Below are 18,550 nucleotides of genomic sequence, written 5' to 3'. Positions count from 1 at the left end.
AGTCAGCCCCATTTGGCCACTCTGGTAACTGCCCTTGTTCAAAGAACGCTTGCTTGTTGTTAGCGGGTGCAAATATAGGGCTTTTTGTATATATTGCAATAGTTGTGATCGATTTTTTGAATGAAAACCGGAAGGTATTTTAAGTAAATAAAGCTATTTATTTCTTTATTTGAAAATTACGCTTGGATATTCAAGGAATAAAATTGAAGAGGAACATTCTAAATTGTTCCTCTTCTGTGCATTTAGTTGACCACGTTGGTCGGGGTTCCTTTAAAGAAATTCAATATGTTGTCTACGGCTTCTTGTCCGGTGGCAATACGGGTATCGATGGTTCCGGTGCCGTTGTGCGGAGCCAGTACCACGTTATCCAAACTATAAAGAATTTCGTTGATGTGCGGTTCGTTTTCGAATACGTCCAAAGCAGCCCCGGCAATTTTTTTATTCAGGAGACATTCGGCTAAAGCTTGTTCGTCAATTACAGCTCCTCGGGCCGTGTTGATCAAAAAGGCACCTGGTTTCATTAAACTTAATTCCCGTTTCCCGATCATATGCCGGGTATCGTCGGTAAGAGGTGTGTGAATAGAAATGAAATCAGATCTTTGTAAAAGAGTGTCTAAGTCTACTTTTTCATACCCTTCGACGGTACTTCGACGATTGTGGTAGATTACTTTCATCCGGAAGACGGATGCCATTTGGGCTACAGTCTTGCCGATATTTCCCATTCCGATAATACCGAGCGTTCTTCCTTCGAGGGTATAGCCCAGATTTTTCATGGTTCCCCACATACTCTCTTTTTCAACTCTCAAACGGCGATCGCATTCTGCAATTCTACGGGCTGCACTTAACATAAGTCCTATGGCCATTTCAGCGGTCGGAAAACAGACGGCTTTGGGTGTATTACATACGGCAATACCTTTCGAACGGGCGAATTTGATGTCAATGTTATTGTATCCGACACCGAAATTGCTGATTAATTTCAGATTTTTACCGGCTTCAATGACTTCGTTGTCGATCGGACGAGTGAATATGCCTAATAAAGCGTCATATTCGGGAATCATTTTTATTAATTCTTCTTTAGAGAAAAATTCTCCTTCCGGCAGGGTTACCATATGTTCTTTGCCCAGAGCGGTAAAGGATTCGCGAGGAATATTATACGTAACTAATATTTTCATATGATTATGATTTAATATGTGAATTTTTAATTATGATCAAATTTTCAAACTCATTCTGGCATCGGCAGGGGCATCTAAACCAATGAATTGGGATTGCAAATATTTGTAGTAGCCGGTAACCGCTACCATGCCTGCATTATCGAGTGAGAATCCGAGCCGGGGAATGTATACATTCCATCCGAGTCGGTCCGCTTCTTCGTGTACGGCTTTTTGTAGTCCGGAGTTTGCCGAAACTCCTCCTCCGATAGCAATTTGTTTAATTCCGGTCTGTTTGGCGGCTTTTTTTAATTTAGACATAAGGATGTCAATGATCGCTTTTTGCAATGAGGCACAAAGGTCATTCAGGTTGTGTCGTATAAAATCGGGATCGTTTTTTATTTCATCTCGAATGGAGTACAGAAATGACGTTTTTAATCCGCTGAAGCTATAATCCAAGTTTGGTATTTGTGGTTTGTTAAAAGAGAAACGTTCCGGATTCCCCTCTTTGGCTAAACGATCGATGATCGGTCCGCCGGGGTAACCAAGTCCCATGACCTTGGCACATTTGTCGTAGGCTTCCCCGGCCGCATCGTCAATGGTTTGTCCGATAACTTCCATGTCGAGGTAATCCCGAACGACAATAAGTTGGGAATTTCCTCCGGATACCAACAACGTAAGAAAAGGAAATTGAGGATGACGAGCTTCAATACCCGGCTCTTTGATGAAATTAGCCAGAATATGTGCCTGTAAATGATTTACCTCAATCATGGGTATTTGTTTGGCGATGGCAAAGCCTTTGGCAAAAGAGGTTCCCACGAGTAGTGAACCCAGTAATCCCGGGCCCCGGGTGAAAGCTATGGCGGTAACTTCATCGGCACGGATACCGGCAAGTTTTAATGCTTGCGTAACCACGGGGATGATGTTTTGTTGATGAGCTCGAGAAGCTAATTCAGGGACGACTCCACCATAGGCCTCGTGTACTTTTTGGCTGGCGATGACATTGGATAATACAACCCCGTCTTTCAGTATTGCGGCTGAGGTATCGTCGCAGGAAGATTCAATTCCTAATATGATAATACTCATTGTTTTTTTTATTTAGAATTAGTGTGACCGGATGATGCAAATGTGATAAAATTGTTTCACATTTATAATGGACAGTAGAACATGATTTTATAATTGCATTACCGTTAGATCTATTCATTTTCAATTTTTCAAATTATTTTCCTTTTCTGGCCATAAAATGTTCTGCAATATTAATAAATTTGCGTTCAACTAAAACGGCTGTGTTATAAAAAAAATAATAAGTATACTATCTACGTGCATGGTCGGGTTGGGACTATTGGTCGCAATCCTTTATCTGGCATTCATGACTCCTTGGGTACAAACAAGGGTTGTGGAGTTTTTTACCCGCCAAATAGAGAGGCAGACCGGTACGGAAATTTCCATAGGGAGAGTAAATTTTCGTCCGATCGAATCGTTGGTACTCGAGGATGTGTTGATAAAAGATGCCCGAAAGGATACGCTTTTGTTTTGTAAACGTCTGGTGACCAAGGTAGATTCCGTCAGTTTCGTGAAACGACGCTTTACCGTGACGGAGATGGGGTTTGAAAATGCTCTTTTTAATCTGTGGGTTACACGAGGTAAAGACGGGGGCGTCACGAATATAGAGATGTGGCTGGATGTTCTTTTCAAAACAAGAGATACGCTGACTTCTTCTATTGCTGCAGCTTCTCCATTGGAATGGAATATGAATTTGTCTAAGATATATTTGAAAGATTGTCATTTCAAATATGTAGAGGAAGAATACGAGCCGGAGGACTATGGGATCAACTGGACAGATGTGGATTGCCGGAAGCTGAATGTGATTATTTCCGATATCGATTTTTCAGAAGGCAAGTATGGAGCGTATGTATCAGGATTGACATTAGAAGAAAAATCCGGGTTTCGTTTATTGAATTTATCTGCAAGAGTATTGGCAAAAGACGATCAATTGTTGATTACCAAAGGCTTAATACAGACAGAGAGAAGCGAGCTTTATCTGGATACGTTACAGTATGATTGGGTCCCGAATGAGAGATATTGGCACTTTTTTACCCAAAAGATGAAACAACGGTATGTTTTTTCACCTTCTATCTTGCATTTTGATGATTTGGCTTATTTTAACGGAGAGTTATTGGGAATGAATAATACCATTATCGCGAGTGGAGAGGTTTCGAATACGGTAAACCGATTAGAGGGACATCGGTTGGAAATTTACCTTGGAGAGAAAAGTGTTATTAGAGGAGAATTTAAATCCAAGGGCTTACCCCGTTTCTGGGAGACGGATTTTGACATTACTTTTCAGGATAGTAAAATTGCTCCCGAGGAATTGGAAGGTATTTACATGCCTTGGTTGGAAAGTCATTATGTGAAATTACCGGCTTTATTGCATAAATACAGGACTTTTGATCTGGAAGGGAATTTTAAGGGTAAGATAGAAGATTTTGTATTGACGGCAAAAAGTGAAACTCCCGGTCTTTTGGGAAATATGGATTTGGCTTATAAACCGGATACGATAGCCGGACATCGATATAATGGAAGCTTCCGTTTCTATCATGTAGATTATAGGTTTCTCACCGGACAATCTTATTTGGGGAATGGTTCCTATTTGGGGAAATATGCCGGGTATTCGAGTGATTCTTCGTCTACCTTTACATTGGATAGCCGGATTGGTCATCTGAATCTCTTTCACGGTTGGGTTCGAAATGTCGGTTTGGTTGTTCGTGGCGATAACGATTACATGAAACTTACTTCGTTCGTAAAAAATGATAGTATACAGGCCAGTTTAGTGTTAGACTATATGTACGGGGATACGATTCGATTGGCGGATGTATCGGGAGAGTTGCACGTCCGGCATTGGGATTCATGGAATACTCCTGTTTTTGGGGAGAAGGAATCCTTCGGTTTCCGTTTTTCCGGTAATTATGATCAAAAAAACGAAGATGCTGAAGTGAAATTATCCATTTCAGATCTCTCTTATGAAAATATCCGGGGAAGTTTTGTTATCGACTCGATACGGTTGGAGCATCAAAAACTGGAGGAGTACGGATTGACTGATTTACGCTCTTCCATGGCGGATGTGCGTGTGGAGGGTTTTTATACGGGACTTACTTTTGAAGACCTTGTAGATAATCTGGTCTGTCGTTATGTTCCTGCTTATCGCTATGCTGTTGATAAAACCTTAAAACCGGGAACGAATTTTACCTGTGAAGTAGCACTAAAAGAGGTAAGTCCTGTGTTGAAAGTGATCTATCCCGAGCTGACGGTTTCCGACGGGACGAGTTTCTCGTGTGATTTTAACGATTATCAAGGGAGCTTGCGGGTGAGATTGGAAGCGGATACATTGCGTTGGGGGGATGTGCATTTGTATCATTCGAAAATCCGGGCGACGGGAGATTCTTTGACTTTACAATGTATATATACGGCAGATGAACTGAATTATAAACGTATCGGGCAATTGTATAATGTTCGTAATGTGACGAGTATAAAAACCAATGATGTGGACAATGCCCTTTCATGGGGGAATTGGGAAAAAGAGACTTATTCCGGTTCATTGTCGGCTAACTTGCGATTGATGAAGTATCACGATCGGTATATTACACAAGTTTTTGTAAATCCCGGTACGATTGTAATGGCAGATAGCGTGTGGCAGGTTAAGAGGGCTCTTCTGCTAAAAGAAGATAAGAATATTTTCGTGAATAATTTTGTTATTTCTCGCGGAGATCAGCGTTTTAGCTTACAGGGAAAAATTGGTAATAGTCCGCGAGATACACTTACTGTTTCTTTTGATAATTTTGATCTGGCAGAGTTTAATAGGATTATTTTCGATAATAAAGTGAAGCTTTTTGGGAAAGTAGTCGGGCGGGTGAATGTGTCTGATTTTTATAAGGATCGTTTGATTTATGCTGACGTTGACGTAAATCAGTGGGGTATAAATCAGGATACGCTGGGAACAATGGAGATCCGTTCTTTTTGGGATGCGCCGGGAAGTGCGTTGCAAATGCAAGTTTCCGACCAGATTGGTGATCGGGTTCCGTTGTTCATTTCCGGATATTACAAACCCTCTTCCGACAGTATAAATATAAATATGGCTCTGTCCGGAATTGATATGAAATATGTATCCAATTATTTCCCCGATCTTATCAAAAAGGGTGCGGGTTCGGTTTTCGGAGAACTATCTTTGGCCGGGACGATGGGGGACGCTAAGGTAAACGGATTTTTAGGTATGGATACCGTATCCTTTGCTTTGACCGGGTTGAACACGGATTTTTCTATCGACGATCGGATACAGATAAAAGACAACAGAATTTTGTTGGATCGCTTTGCCATTCGGGATGCCGCTTCCAATGAGGCTGCCTGTTCCGGGTATTACGATATCGGGAGTAGTCTGTACGACGTGAGCGTACAATTAAAGAATTTCATGGTATTGAATACGCAAATGGAGCAAGGCGAATCTTTCTACGGTCAATTGTATCTTAGCGGGCAGACTCGCCTGCATAATTTGAACGGACCGACCAGTTTTACTGTAAACATAAAGACCGAACCCTATTCTAAAATATATGTTCCTCTGACGTCTGCCACTTCGGAGAATAGCGGGCAATTTTTACATTTTATGGGTGATGAACAGTCGGATACCTTGAGACGCTCTTTTGAGTTTCAGCATTCGTTGGCAGATGGGGTTGATTTGAATGCCAATCTGGAGATTAATAATAATCTGGAGGTACAGATTATATTTGATCCCACGATCGGAGATATATTGAAAACAGTGGGAAGTGGAGATATCAGAGTCTCTTTGGATAAAGATCGCCAATTGAATGTTTTCGGTGAATATAAGATCGAGAAAGGGGATTACCTTTTCACTTTGAGCAATCTGGTCAATAAGAAATTTATTTTGACCCCCGGGGGAAGTATAAAATGGAATGGCTCCTTGGATGATGCTACCATTGATATGAGTGCTGTTTATCATTTGAAAACATCGTTAAGTGATTTGTTGTCGGGGATGGAAAAAGGGACAACCAAGGTTCCCGTGGAATGTATTCTGAACTTGAAAGAAAATTTGATGAATCCTTCCGTGAATTTCAGTATTAATTTTCCTTCTTTGGACGCCCAGATGAAAAGTTTGGTACAAAGTCTTTTTGCCAGCCAGGATGATATTAACAAGCAGATGTTTTCTCTTTTGATATTGAATAAATTTTACACTCCGGATTACGTGGAAAAATTGGAGGGAAAAGATGAAAGAAGTGCCGGTTATCAGATGGGGGTGACTACCGCGAGTGAATTACTTTCTAACCAGCTGTCTCGTTGGTTTTCGCAAATCAGTAATAATTTTGATATCGGTTTTTCTTATCGTCCTGGAGATGAGGTGACTACAAATGAATTTGAATTGGCACTCTCTACTCAGATTTGGAACAATCGAGTGACTATTTCTGCTAACGGCAATGTGGTCGAAAAGGCAAAAACGACTTCTAACAGTCCGATTACGGGAGATTTTGACGTGGATGTAAAAATCAATAAGCAAGGTACCTTAAAATTAAAAGCTTATTCTCATACGGATGAGAAGATCACTTATAATGCCACGGAAACGGTTCAAGGGGTTGGTATCTCTTACCAGGAAACTTTTGATACCTTTAAAGAACTATTACGAAAATATTTTGGTTTTTTCAAACGGAAAAAACATTTGCCGGAAGATGTGCAAACGGTTGATAATAAAGTACAAGATTAATATTCTATATTCTATTTTTTATTTTCGATTCAGATGTCATTGTTTTTTTCCTTTTTTTTAGTGAAATTGGGAGCGTTACATGAATACGTATAACCAACTAATATAAAAAAAATGACAGAAAAAGACTACATGAATCGTGAGGCCAAATACGGTGCTCATAATTATCATCCGCTACCCGTGGTATTAGAGAAAGGAAAAGGAATTTTTGTATGGGATGTGAACGGGAAACGTTATTTTGATTTTCTTTCCGCTTATTCGGCTGTTAATCAGGGACATTGTCATCCGAAGATCGTAAAGGCAATGACTGATCAGGCCAAAAAACTGATGTTGACTTCCAGGGCGTTTTATAATAATGTTTTAGGTGAATGGGAAGAATACATCACCAAGTATTTTGGATATGATAAGGTGTTACCGATGAATAGCGGGGCAGAAGCGGATGAAACGGCTTTAAAACTTTGTCGTCGTTGGGGATATGATGTGAAAGGTATTCCTGCCGATCAGGCAAAAATTATTGTCTGTGATAATAATTTCCACGGTCGTACGATCACGATTGTGACTCTTTCCAATGATCCTTCTTCTTACGCGGGCTTTGGACCTTTTACTCCTGGTTTCGTACGTATACCTTATAACGATATTCCGGCACTGGAAAGAGAGTTGAAAGATCCTAACGTGGCGGGATTTTTATTGGAACCGATACAGGGTGAGGCTGGTGTATTCGTGCCGGACGAGGGGTACCTGAAAAAGGCTTATGACTTGTGTAAAGCCCATAATGTGTTATTTATGGCAGATGAGGTACAGACCGGAGTGGCTCGTACCGGACGAATGCTGGCATGTGATCATGAAGGGGTTCGACCGGATGTTTTGATTTTAGGGAAGGCTATATCCGGAGGGGCAATGCCTGTTTCCTGCGTGTTGGCCGATGATGAAATTATGTTGACGATTAAGCCGGGTGAACACGGTTCTACCTACGGCGGTAATCCGATTGCGGCAAAAGTATCCATGGCGGCTTTACAGGTAGTGAAAGATGAAAAATTAGTTGAAAACGCCGAGAAATTAGGAAAGGTTTTCCGGAAAAAGGTAGGAGAGATAAAATCCGATATGATCGAGTTGGTTCGCGGTAAGGGCTTGTTGAATGCCGTGGTGATTAAACCGAAGAACGGAAAGACGGCTTGGGATGTATGTTTGAAATTGAGGGATAACGGTTTGCTGGCTAAGCCTACCCACGAACATATTATTCGTTTTGCACCACCTTTGGTAATTAAGAAGAAACAATTACTCGAGGCGGTTGACATTATTAAAAAGACTCTTAAAGAATTCGAGTAGACAAGATATGGTCTAAAGAAGTAGTAAGATGAGTTATAACCGTTGTAAAATAGAGAGGAATCTGTTTTACAACGGTTTATTTTCTACAACCGACGGGGCTATTTATTTTTTGGGGGAGTTTGGGGCGGTTGAGATTCTGTTTTCTTCTTTTCAATCATTTTGCATTCTCCGTTAAATTGGGCTCCCGGTTCTACAATCAAAGTACGTGTGGTAATTGTCCCTTCTATGATAGATTTCGATTTTAGAATCACGCTTCCTTCGGAAATAATATCTCCGGTTAACTTACCGAAGATCTCGATGTAAGGGGCTTCTGTTTGTCCCGTGATACTTGCTGCCGGACCAATAATTATTTTTCCGTTAGTCGTCATGTTTCCCTTTAGTGTCCCGTTGATACGAATATCTTTATCCGTTTGTAAATTACCTTCCAGTGTAAGCCCTTCGTTTAATAAGTTGAAAATGTTTTCTGTCTCTTTCTCTTTTGCCATGGCTTTCTTTTTTTTACATGTATATTACTGTTGATATTGATAAGTGATAGAATATCATTGTTTTAATATTGATAACATAACTCATAAAACCAACGTTTTATGAGTACGGTAATGTGTATGTATTTTAGAAATTAAATGCAAAGTAATATATAATTATAAATCTGATAGACAATTAGATGGCCTCAGTATTGGAGTATGGAATAAATATAATTATGGAGTATGTGTTGTGCTTATAAAACGTTCGTTTAAAGCGTAATATTATAAAATAAAAATGAGATATATGATATAAATGGAGTAAAAATAATATGATGTATATAAAATATAGGCGTAACTATGTGAAATATAATATGTAGTTGTTTAAATCTGTTCTTGCGTATATTATCTTTACAAGCATTGATTACATTTTAGAGGAAAGCGGTTCCCGATATTTTAGGTTTATTATAACATAATTTTAAAATATCAATTTATTTATTCTTAGAATTATCTTTCTATATTTGTTACGAGGTTTGTGCGTAACCTTATAAATTTATTTATTCACTTAAATTTACACAAATGAGAAAATGTAGATTGGTTATTTTAAGCTTATTTCTTTTTCTGTTGTTTTTGCCGGGTGCTTTCGGGCAGGAACAGGATAAGTTACTGCAACTTTTGAAGCAAGAGTTAGCATATGATATGAAAGAGTTGCAAAAACAGGAATTTCCTCCTTATCATATGAATTTTCGTGTTTTGGATGATAGAAATGTAAACATATCCAGCTCTTTCGGAGCAACGATGTCGGTTCAAGACTATCGTACTCGCATGTTAGTACCTCAGATCCGTTTAGGCGATACTTTACTGGATAATTTTAAATATAATTACATGGGAACGGCTCCGGACCAAAGAAGAAGTTACCGGGGATCGTTACTTCCTTTGGAGGATGAAAACGGAGAAGACGGTATACGACAAGCAATTTGGTCGGAGGTTATAAAGCGGTATAATTTTGCCCTTGATATGTATGAAAAGGCAAAAACACAGAGTACGGTGAGTGTTGATAATGAGGATAAGGCTCCTTGTTTTTCTTCCACTCCGGTAGAAAAATATTACGAAGCACCGATCCCGGCAGAAAAGCAAGCTATTGATGTAAAGGCTTGGGAAAAACGATTGAACGAAGTTTCTTCTATATTTAAAGAGTCTTCTTTATTGCAGGAAGGACAGGCCAGTTTGAGTTTCAGGGTATTGCGCACTTACTTTGTGAATACAGAAGGTACGGAAGTCGTGCAAAACCGGACATATGCTCGTATTATCATCTCTGCTTCCATGAAGGCGGAGGACGGAATGGATTTACCATTGAATCTTTCTTATTTTGCTTATGAGTTGAAAGATCTTCCTTCTAACGAGCGTTTGATAGCAGATGCAGAAGATATGGTAAAACGGTTAAATATTTTGCGAACGGCTCCGGTTGTTGATCCCTATACGGGACCGGCTATTCTGTCGGGTCCTGCCAGCGGTGTGTTTTTCCATGAAATCTTCGGACATCGTTTGGAAGGTCATCGGATGAAGAGCGGCGGACAAACCTTTAAAAAGATGGTTGGCGAACAGGTATTGCCAACTGATTTCCAGGTATATTCCGATCCTACGTTGAGACAATATGCAGGAGATTATATGAACGGTTTTTATTTATACGATGACGAGGGAGTGAAGGCCCGTCGGGTAGATGTCGTTACGAACGGTATATTGCAAGAGTTTTTGATGAGCCGGGTTCCTTTGGAGGGATTCCCTCATAGTAATGCTCACGGACGTACTGCCGGAGGTGGAGATCCCGTATCCCGTCAGGCTAATTTGGTTGTGGAAACAACGAATCCCCAAACCGAGGCTCAATTACGCCAGATGTTGATAGAGGAAGCTAAAAAACAGGGAAAAGAGTACGGATATTATTTCAAAGAGGTAACGAGTGGTTTCACTTTCACGGGAGAGGGAGGAAGTTTGAACTCCTTTAACGTAACCCCGTTGGAGGTATACCGTGTTTACGTGGATGGTCGTCCGGACGAGTTGGTGCGGGGGGTAGATCTGATCGGAACACCGCTATCTATGTTTTCCAATATTGTAGCCGGAGGAGATCGGCCGAGCGTGTTCACGGGAATGTGTGGTGCTGAGTCTGGCTGGGTACCTGTAACGGCAAGCTCCCCTATGATCTTCGTTAATAAGATCGAAACGCAACGGAGAGAAAAATCTCGGCAATTGCCTCCTATTTTACAAGCTCCGAGTGAAAACAAGAAATAAAAGTATTATACTTTAGTTTAAGTCTAAAATCGTAAATCTAAAATAAGATGAGATATATATTAGCTATATTTTTGCTTTTTTTGCTGGCTGTTCCGGTATCGGCACAAAGTGATTCCGATAAGGTGGTTTTCAAAGCTATGCAAGATGAGATCGAGCGGAATAAAGAAGAAATTGTTTTGCCGAATATGCAGAGGCCTTTTTTTCTGTCTTACGCCTTGGGACATTATCGTCAGTTTGAAATAATAGGTGTGTTAGGAGGGGTAGTAAACTCATACGTGTCAAATGGAAATACGACAGGGGGAGTTCAGTTGATGTTGGGTGATTATAATCACACGAGTGATGCCATGTATGTAGGACAATATGCGGAAGCATCTATACCGGAAGAGATGGATTATTTGGGTATTCGAAGAGGCTTTTGGTTAGCTACCGATGTGATGTATAAATTTGCCTTGCAGTCGGCATCTGCTAAGGATGCTTATTTGAAAGCTAATCCGCAATCTCCGGAAGAAGCTCAATTGGCCGATTTGGAAAAAGTAGAACCCATCGTAAAGATAGTAGAGCCGAAGGAGCCTTATACGATCGACCGTTCTAAATTGGAAGAGATTGTAAAAGAGTTGTCTGTTATTTTTAAGGATTACAAGGAGATATACAATTCCCGGGTTGTGGTGAGCGGTATAGATATGGAGTTGTATCGTCAAACGACGGATGGGGTTTCCGTGAAGCAACCTTCTCGTTTTGTGAATCTCTTTGCTCAAGGAACCGTTACGACTCCGGAAGGAGAGAAAATAACGGATTCTTATTCCGTTTTGGTAAAAAATCCGGATGATCTGCCTTCTATAGATGAATTGAAGAAGAATGTAACAAAATTTGCGGAGAATCTGGTTAAATTGAAAGATGCTCCTAAAGTTGAAGAGTATTATTCCGGGCCGGTATTATTTGAGGATGCTGCCGCTTCTTCTATTTTCACTCGTAATCTATTGAATAAACAAGGTTTATTCGCTTACCGTAAGCCGAATTCAGACCGTACCCAGCCCGTGAAAACATTGGACGACCGGATGGGAAAAAAGATCATAGATTCTCGTTTAACTGTAAAAAATTACAGTACATTGGATAAATACAACGGAGTCTCTTTAATTGGTGCTTATGAGATCGATGCCGAGGGTGTTGTTCCGGAAAAAGAGATGACATTGGTTGAACATGGTATTCTTCGGGGAATGTTGAACGGTTGTGTGCCCACATCGAAGGCTCCGCATTCTACCGGTAGTTCCCGTTACGTGTATAGCGGAATTGCTTACGTGACTGCTCCCGGTACGATTCACATTCAGGTGGATAAAGGTGTGAAACCGGAGAAAATGAAAAAGGCTTTGATTAAAGCTGCTAAGGAAGAGGGATTGGCTTACGCTTATATTGTTCGTCGTATAAGTGGTGTCGGATCTTTACTTTATCGGGTGGATGTAAAAGACGGTAGCGAAACGTTAACTCGTACGGCTGATATTTCTGCTATTACTTTACCTAAAATTAAACGCGTATTGGAGATTTCAAACAAAGAGAATGTATCCAATTACATTTTGAACAATGATGTTTTATCTTCTTTGATTTATCCTTCTGCCATTTTGATTGAAGATGTCGAGATCGGTAAATTACCTGTTAAGGCAGAGAAAGAGCCTGTTTTAACTTATCCGTTGCAACGGTAAAAGTTATATTTAATACAAAAAAAGCCGGATTTTTTATCCGGCTTTTTTTGTATTACCATCCTCCGCCGAGAGCGAGATATAAATAAACGACCGAAAGTAATTCGTCCCGGATAGCGTTGTTCAGACTGATTTGGGCATCGAAATAGCCACGTTGTGCGTCCAATACGTCCAGGTAACTGATTACGCCGTTAATGTATTGGAGGGTTGCCAGATCCATATAGGAGTGGGCGGCTTCTTCCAGGTGTGAGCGCGATTCCCGTATCTCTTTTATTTTTTGATAGGAAGTCAAGGCGTTGTCGACCTCCTTAAAAGCGGTTAATACACTTTTTTGATAGGCATATACTTCCTGCTCATAAGCTGCTTTTGCAGCTTTTAGCTTGGCCCTGTGTTTACCCATGGCAAATAAAGGTTCAAGTAATTCACCTCCTATATACCAGTAGGGTGCTTTTAGAAAATTGCTAAGATCATTATTTTCCAGACCGTATACGCCGGTTAGTTTGAAATTAGGAAATAAGCTGGTATAGGCGATGCCGACTTTGGCATTCGCTGCCTTTAGTTTTAATTCGGCTTGCCGAAGATCCGGTCGGCGTTCCAATAAAGTCGAGGGTAAGCCTACAGGTAATGATATGGGTAGAGCTTGATTGACGATGTCTTGCCCGCGTGGGATTTGCCCCGGGTAGTGTCCGGTAAGCAAAGAGATATCGTTTTCTTTTAGTTTTATATTGCGTTCCAGGTCTGGAATCAGGGTTTTGGTTTTAGCCAATTCTACCTGTGCCTGTCTGTAGGAAGTCTCGGATGTCAATCCTCCTTCAAAACGGAGTTTAGCCAGGTGTACGCTTTCTTCCCGTGCTTTGAAGGTTTGTCGTACGATACTTAGTTCCTGATCGAGAGCTCTAAGTTCAAAATAGGCTTGTGCGACTTGTGCAATTAGCGTCATTTGCAGAGCTTGTTTACCTTCTACTGTTTGCAGATAGGCGGCTAAACTTTCTTGTGTAGCCCAGCGTAATTTACCCCATAGATCAACCTCCCATGTAAGGTTTAATTTAGCCTCGAAGGTATTCTCCGGAGTTGCATCGTACTCTCTCTCTCCACCGACTTGTCCCTCGAGTCGTGGGAATAAATCGGCTTTACTGATACGTTGGTAAGCCCTGCTTTCCTTAATCCGGGCTGCGGCTATCAGCATATCTTTGTTGTGTTCCAGTGTCGTTTTGATTAATCCTTGTAATACGGTATCCTTGTATAGTTCCCACCATTTGACGGATTGGACAGAAAGGGTGTCTTTATCTCCTTCAAGAATAGCTTGGGGGAGATTTAATTCGGGACGGGTATATTTTTGTCCTAATTTGCAGGAGGTGAGGAGAACTCCTATCAGTAGTCCGATACTTATGATTTTATAGTGTTTCATAATCTTACGTTTTAAAGGTTGGTGTCAAATTGTTTCAGTTTGAAATTTCATTTTGCACCTTGTGATGTTTTTTCTGCTTCAATTTATAGATCATAATGAAGAAGAATGGAACCAGAATAATTCCGACCGTAATCGCAACGATCATACCGAAGAATACTCCGGTACCGATGGAATGGCGACTGGCAGATCCCGGACCACTTGCTATTACAAGGGGAAGCATTCCCAAAACAAAAGCCAATGAAGTCATTAAAATAGGACGGAATCGGGCTCTTGCAGCCGTTACTGCGGCTTGTACTGCATCGACACCCCGGTCGACTTCTATTTTGGCAAACTCCACGATTAAGATAGCGTTTTTGGCGGCCAGACCGATTAGGGTAACTAATCCGATCTGGAAATAAATATTGTTTTCCAATCCGAAAATCCATATTCCCAAGTAAGCACCGAAGGCGGCAACCGGAAGGGATAATAATACGGAGACAGGTACAAGCCAGCTTTCGTATAAAGCAGCCAGAAATAGAAATACGAAGGTAAATACCAGCACCATAACAAGTCCGGTTTGCCCTTCTGCTTTTTTCTCTTGGAAAGACAGACCGCTCCACTCGATGCCCATATTTTCGGGTAAATGAGTCCGGGCTATTTTTTCAATGGCATTCATGGCCTGTCCGGAACTATACCCCGGTGCGGCAGAACCTCGTATGACGGCCGTAGAAAACATATTGAATCTTTTAATACTTCCCGGTCCGGTTGTGTATTCGGCTGATCCTAAGGCTGTCAAGGGAACCATATTCCCTTTGGCTGTTTTAACAAAAAACAGATTCAAGTTATCTTTGTATTTACGATAGGGAGCTTCTGCCTGGATGTATACCTTATATACCCGGTTAAACATGTTGAAATCGTTCACGTAGACCGATCCCGTGTAAGCTTTCATCGTTGAAAATATATCGGCCAAGGGGATGCCTAATAGTTGGGCTTTATCCCGATCTACATCAAAATACAGCTGTGGTATTTCGGCTTGCAATGAGGAGGATATTCCTGTGATGGAACGTGATCGTGAGGCGTATTTCATTAGAGTGTCAACGGCTTCCACGAGATTATCGAATGTGGCTCCGTTACGTGCTTCTATTTGCATTTCAAATCCCCCGGAGGCTCCTAAGCCCGGTATCACGGGTGGGGTGGATAAAAATACTTGGGCTTCCGGGTAATTAGAAAATTCGGAGCGTACATCTTCCATGACTTTCTCCAATGATAAGTCACCTTTTTTCCTTTTCTTCCATGATTTGAGAATGACGGTCAGTTCAGCTCTGGATTGGGCCGTCCCGATTCTCGGACTGGTTCCCGTTACATTTTGGACGTATTCGACAGCCGGATGTTTTTTCAGAAATTCTACTGCTCTTTCCGTTACGATTCGGGTACGTTCAAGACTTGCCCCTTCGGGCAGAGCTAATTCGACCTTAAAATATCCCTGATCCTCTTCGGGTAAAAAGCTACTTGGAATAAATCGGTTTAGCACGAATATGAGTACAAGGATCATGCCGAATCCCGCAATGATGCGGCGAGGACAATTTACGGCTTTGTGTAAAGTCCGAATATAAAAATTGTTGCCTCTTGCCAACCATTCGTTGATTTTGCGGAAAATAAAGTTTTTCTCGTTTTTATTCGGTCGAAGCAAAATAGCACACATGGCCGGGCTCAACGTCAGGGCTACCAATGTGGAGATCAATACGGAGACTACGATTGTCACGGCAAATTGGCGGTAAAGCATCCCCGTGATTCCAGGAAGGAAACTAACCGGAATAAAAACGGCGGCCAATACCAATGAGGTAGCAATCAAGGCTCCGGTTAATTCTTTCATGGCTTTACAGGTAGCCTCGTAGGGAGATAATCCCTCTTCCATAAGGCGTTCTACTCCTTCCACGACGACAATAGCGTCATCTACAACAATACCGATGGCCAGTACTAATCCGAGTAATGTCAACATGTTCAGGGAGAATCCCATCATGAGCATGATGCCGAAAGTGCCTATTAAAGAGACAGGAACGGCGAGTAACGGGATGACGGAAGCTCTCCAATTTTGTAGAGAAAGAAAAACAACCAGGATAACCAGAAAAAGGGCTTCGAAGAGAGTCTTGTACACTTCATGTATCGATTCCGATATGTAGGTAGTGATATCGAAAGGGATAGAATAGCTTAGTCCTTCCGGAAAGTTCTTACTGATCTCTTCCATGGCTTTTTTCACGTTATCGGCAACCTCTATGGCGTTGGCTCCCGGAAGCATATATATTCCCAATACGGCAGCATTTTCTCCGTTTATACCACTTTCCGTGGAATAGGAACCGGCTTCTAATGATACTCTGGCCACATCGCGTAAACGGATAATGGAACCGTCCGGATTGGCACGAACGACAATTTCCTCGAATTCGTTGACACTGGAGAGACGTCCGGGTGCCGAGATCGGAATAGTCAGGTCAGAGCCGGAGATCGGTTGTTGTCCTAAAACTCCCGCGGCAGATTCTCGGTTTTGATCTTTCAGAACATTTTGAAGATCTTTGACCGTTAATCCGAAGTTTGCCATTCGGTCGGGAAGTACCCAGATACACATCGCGTAGTATCGACTACCGATGTTGGAGACCCGTCCTACTCCCGGTATCCGTCGAAGGATATCCAATACGTTGATTGTAGCGAAATTACTCAGGTATATTTCATCAAAACGAGAGTCGGAAGAGGTGAGGCATAGGGTCATCAACTGGCTGGATGATTGCTTCTCGACTTTTATACCGTTTTGTATTACTTCTGCCGGAAGACGTGATTCCGCTAATTTTACCCGGTTTTGAATATCTACGGCGGCGAGTTCGGCATCGGCCGATATGTCAAAAGTTACGTCGATAGAGAGGCCGCCGGAGTTGGAACTGCTTGATTCCATGTAAAGCATACCCGGAGTTCCGTTTAACTCTTGTTCAATGGGTGTAGCTACGGCCTGAGAAACCGTAAGGGCGCTGGCTCCCGGGTAAGAAGCAGATATTTTTACTACCGGAGGGGTGATTTGCGGATATTGATCGACAGGAAGAAGAAATAAACCGATAAAACCTATAATCACGATAACAATAGAGAGCACGGCCGAAAAGATCGGCCTATCGATAAAAAATCCTAATTTCATAAGCTTTTTTCCTCCTCTTCTTTAGTGGCAACGATTGGAAGCACGAGACTTCCCGGGGTTAATTTGTGGAAACCTTCTACTACGATAAGTTCTCCTTCTCCTAATCCTCGTTCTACGACAACCTGATTCTCAAATTCCGGACCTAATTCGATGAAACGTTTTTCTGCGGTACTATCCCGTCGTACAACATATATATAAGCTCCTCCTTTTTCAGTTACAACGGCTTTTGTGGGAACGACTATAGCATGTTCCCGTACATCGAGCAATAGTTTTACCTTGGTAAATTGTCCGGGCAACAGGATACGATTCGGGTTAGGAAGTTCGGCTCTTACCCCGAATGTTCCGGTTTGAGGATCAACCTGAGGCTCCGCGAAATCAACGATCCCTTTTATCGGATAAACAGAATTATCCGCTAAGGTTATCGTAACATTGGGCTGCCAGGAGCGGTTGTCATCTTGCTCTCCCAAGCGAACGTTACGTTGTTGACTGCGTAAATAGTCCAATGCGGTCAAGCTGAAATCAACAAGAACCTCGTCGCTCTCCACGATCGTGGCTAATAGCGATTTGGATCCGGGTCCTACTAATGTTCCTATATCCACATAACGCTCGCTGATGTATCCGTCGATAGGAGATTTCACGGTAGTATAACTTAACTCCAGTTCGGCTTGCGCCAGATCGGCCTTACTCATGGCTACATTTGCCTCAGCACTTTCCGAAGCTGCTTTTGCGTTATCCAGATCCAGTTGACTGGCAGCGTTTTGTGCATATAACGGTTGAAGACGTTCGACGTCCCGGTCTGACTTGGCTTTTTGGGCGTTGTCTTTTTTTAATTGTGCTTTTGCTTTATCTACTCTTGCTTTGTATAAGTCACTATTAATCCGGAACAAAGGTTGATTTTTATGCACTCTTTTTCCTTCTTCAAATAACATCTGTTCGAGATAACCTTCCACTCTGGCACGAACTTCCACGAAACGTTTGGCTCGAATTCTTCCCACGTATTCACCGTATATCTCAACATCATCAATACCGACTTTTTCAACGGTTACTACTTGTCTTTCCGGTTCCTGATTTTTTTTACATCCGGCTAAAGATACAAGCAAAAAGATAATAAGGACTTCACATAATCTATTCATACTTTTGGGTTTTAATTTCGTACACGATGCCCTTTCTTATGAAAATGGCGTGCTATTTTTTTGTCAATTCGATAGTGTTGATTGTATTTAATTGGTTATCAGTAAAATATTCTACGTATTCCATGTAGTGATTGTTTGACATATGATCAATATCTTGGGGTGTTTTTCCACGGTATTGGGGAATT

General features: G+C 41.5%; 10 protein-coding genes. 4 read left to right on the top strand and 6 right to left on the bottom strand.

Annotated features, from left to right (window positions below):
- Positions 1–242 precede the first annotated feature (242 nt).
- Positions 243–1,172 (bottom strand): NAD(P)-dependent oxidoreductase, encoded by a 930-nt coding sequence (locus QZR76_RS10790; RefSeq protein ID WP_294142825.1) that lies wholly within the window; start codon positions 1,170–1,172, stop codon positions 243–245.
- Between the two features lie 36 nt (positions 1,173–1,208).
- Positions 1,209–2,234 (bottom strand): tRNA (adenosine(37)-N6)-threonylcarbamoyltransferase complex transferase subunit TsaD, encoded by a 1,026-nt coding sequence (gene tsaD, locus QZR76_RS10785; RefSeq protein WP_294142824.1) that lies wholly within the window; start codon positions 2,232–2,234, stop codon positions 1,209–1,211.
- A 238-nt stretch (positions 2,235–2,472) separates the two neighbouring features.
- On the opposite strand from tsaD, the gene QZR76_RS10780 reads away from it, so the two are divergent.
- A complete protein-coding gene (locus QZR76_RS10780) occupies positions 2,473–6,912 on the top strand; it encodes a translocation/assembly module TamB domain-containing protein (RefSeq protein WP_294142823.1) in 4,440 nt (1,479 codons plus the stop codon).
- A 111-nt stretch (positions 6,913–7,023) separates the two neighbouring features.
- Positions 7,024–8,235, top strand: coding sequence for an ornithine--oxo-acid transaminase (gene rocD, locus QZR76_RS10775; RefSeq protein ID WP_294142822.1), 1,212 nt, complete (start codon positions 7,024–7,026; stop codon positions 8,233–8,235).
- A 98-nt stretch (positions 8,236–8,333) separates the two neighbouring features.
- Here rocD and QZR76_RS10770 read toward each other — a convergent pair whose 3' ends face one another.
- On the bottom strand, positions 8,334–8,720 hold the full coding sequence (locus tag QZR76_RS10770) for a polymer-forming cytoskeletal protein (protein ID WP_294142821.1): 387 nt from the start codon (positions 8,718–8,720) through the stop codon (positions 8,334–8,336).
- A 552-nt stretch (positions 8,721–9,272) separates the two neighbouring features.
- Between QZR76_RS10770 and QZR76_RS10765 the strand changes: the two genes are divergently transcribed.
- Both QZR76_RS10765 and QZR76_RS10760 read left to right on the top strand, forming a co-directional pair.
- Positions 9,273–10,979, top strand: a complete 1,707-nt coding sequence (locus QZR76_RS10765) for a metallopeptidase TldD-related protein (protein WP_294142820.1) — start codon at positions 9,273–9,275, stop codon at positions 10,977–10,979.
- A 47-nt stretch (positions 10,980–11,026) separates the two neighbouring features.
- The gene (locus QZR76_RS10760) at positions 11,027–12,673 is read left to right on the top strand and encodes a metallopeptidase TldD-related protein (protein ID WP_294142819.1); all 1,647 of its coding nucleotides are present in this window, start codon (positions 11,027–11,029) and stop codon (positions 12,671–12,673) included.
- Between the two features lie 52 nt (positions 12,674–12,725).
- Here the strand turns inward: QZR76_RS10760 and QZR76_RS10755 are convergent, their stop codons facing one another.
- From QZR76_RS10755 to QZR76_RS10745, 3 genes are read right to left on the bottom strand one after another with little or no spacing between them, the layout of a single operon-like run.
- Positions 12,726–14,078 (bottom strand): efflux transporter outer membrane subunit, encoded by a 1,353-nt coding sequence (locus QZR76_RS10755; protein WP_294142818.1) that lies wholly within the window; start codon positions 14,076–14,078, stop codon positions 12,726–12,728.
- A gap of 34 nt (positions 14,079–14,112) precedes the next feature.
- Complete coding sequence (locus tag QZR76_RS10750) at positions 14,113–17,232, bottom strand: multidrug efflux RND transporter permease subunit (RefSeq protein ID WP_294142817.1); 3,120 nt, start codon at positions 17,230–17,232, stop codon at positions 14,113–14,115.
- Positions 17,229–18,365: an efflux RND transporter periplasmic adaptor subunit gene (locus QZR76_RS10745; RefSeq protein WP_294142816.1), complete on the bottom strand. Its 1,137-nt coding sequence runs from the start codon at positions 18,363–18,365 to the stop codon at positions 17,229–17,231. The genes QZR76_RS10750 and QZR76_RS10745 overlap by 4 nt, the downstream gene beginning before the upstream one ends.
- Positions 18,366–18,550: the final 185 nt, after the last annotated feature.

It is taken from the genome of uncultured Sanguibacteroides sp. (assembly GCF_900543425.1).
GTDB lineage: Bacteria > Bacteroidota > Bacteroidia > Bacteroidales > Marinifilaceae > Gabonibacter.
The sequence above is the reverse complement of the archived record's forward strand: the minus strand, read 5'-3'. Positions and strand labels throughout refer to the sequence as shown.

Excerpts from the sequence above, each read along its gene's own strand:
- QZR76_RS10750 (WP_294142817.1), bottom strand. The coding sequence starts at position 17,232 with ATGAAATTAGGATTTTTTATCGATAGGCCGATCTTTTCGGCCGTGCTC.
- QZR76_RS10760 (WP_294142819.1), top strand. The coding sequence starts at position 11,027 with ATGAGATATATATTAGCTATATTTTTGCTTTTTTTGCTGGCTGTTCCG.
- QZR76_RS10770 (WP_294142821.1), bottom strand. The coding sequence starts at position 8,720 with ATGGCAAAAGAGAAAGAGACAGAAAACATTTTCAACTTATTAAACGAA.
- QZR76_RS10765 (WP_294142820.1), top strand. The coding sequence starts at position 9,273 with ATGAGAAAATGTAGATTGGTTATTTTAAGCTTATTTCTTTTTCTGTTG.
- tsaD (WP_294142824.1), bottom strand. The coding sequence starts at position 2,234 with ATGAGTATTATCATATTAGGAATTGAATCTTCCTGCGACGATACCTCA.
- QZR76_RS10790 (WP_294142825.1), bottom strand. The coding sequence starts at position 1,172 with ATGAAAATATTAGTTACGTATAATATTCCTCGCGAATCCTTTACCGCT.
- rocD (WP_294142822.1), top strand. The coding sequence starts at position 7,024 with ATGACAGAAAAAGACTACATGAATCGTGAGGCCAAATACGGTGCTCAT.
- QZR76_RS10780 (WP_294142823.1), top strand. The coding sequence starts at position 2,473 with ATGGTCGGGTTGGGACTATTGGTCGCAATCCTTTATCTGGCATTCATG.
- QZR76_RS10745 (WP_294142816.1), bottom strand. The coding sequence starts at position 18,365 with ATGAATAGATTATGTGAAGTCCTTATTATCTTTTTGCTTGTATCTTTA.
- QZR76_RS10755 (WP_294142818.1), bottom strand. The coding sequence starts at position 14,078 with ATGAAACACTATAAAATCATAAGTATCGGACTACTGATAGGAGTTCTC.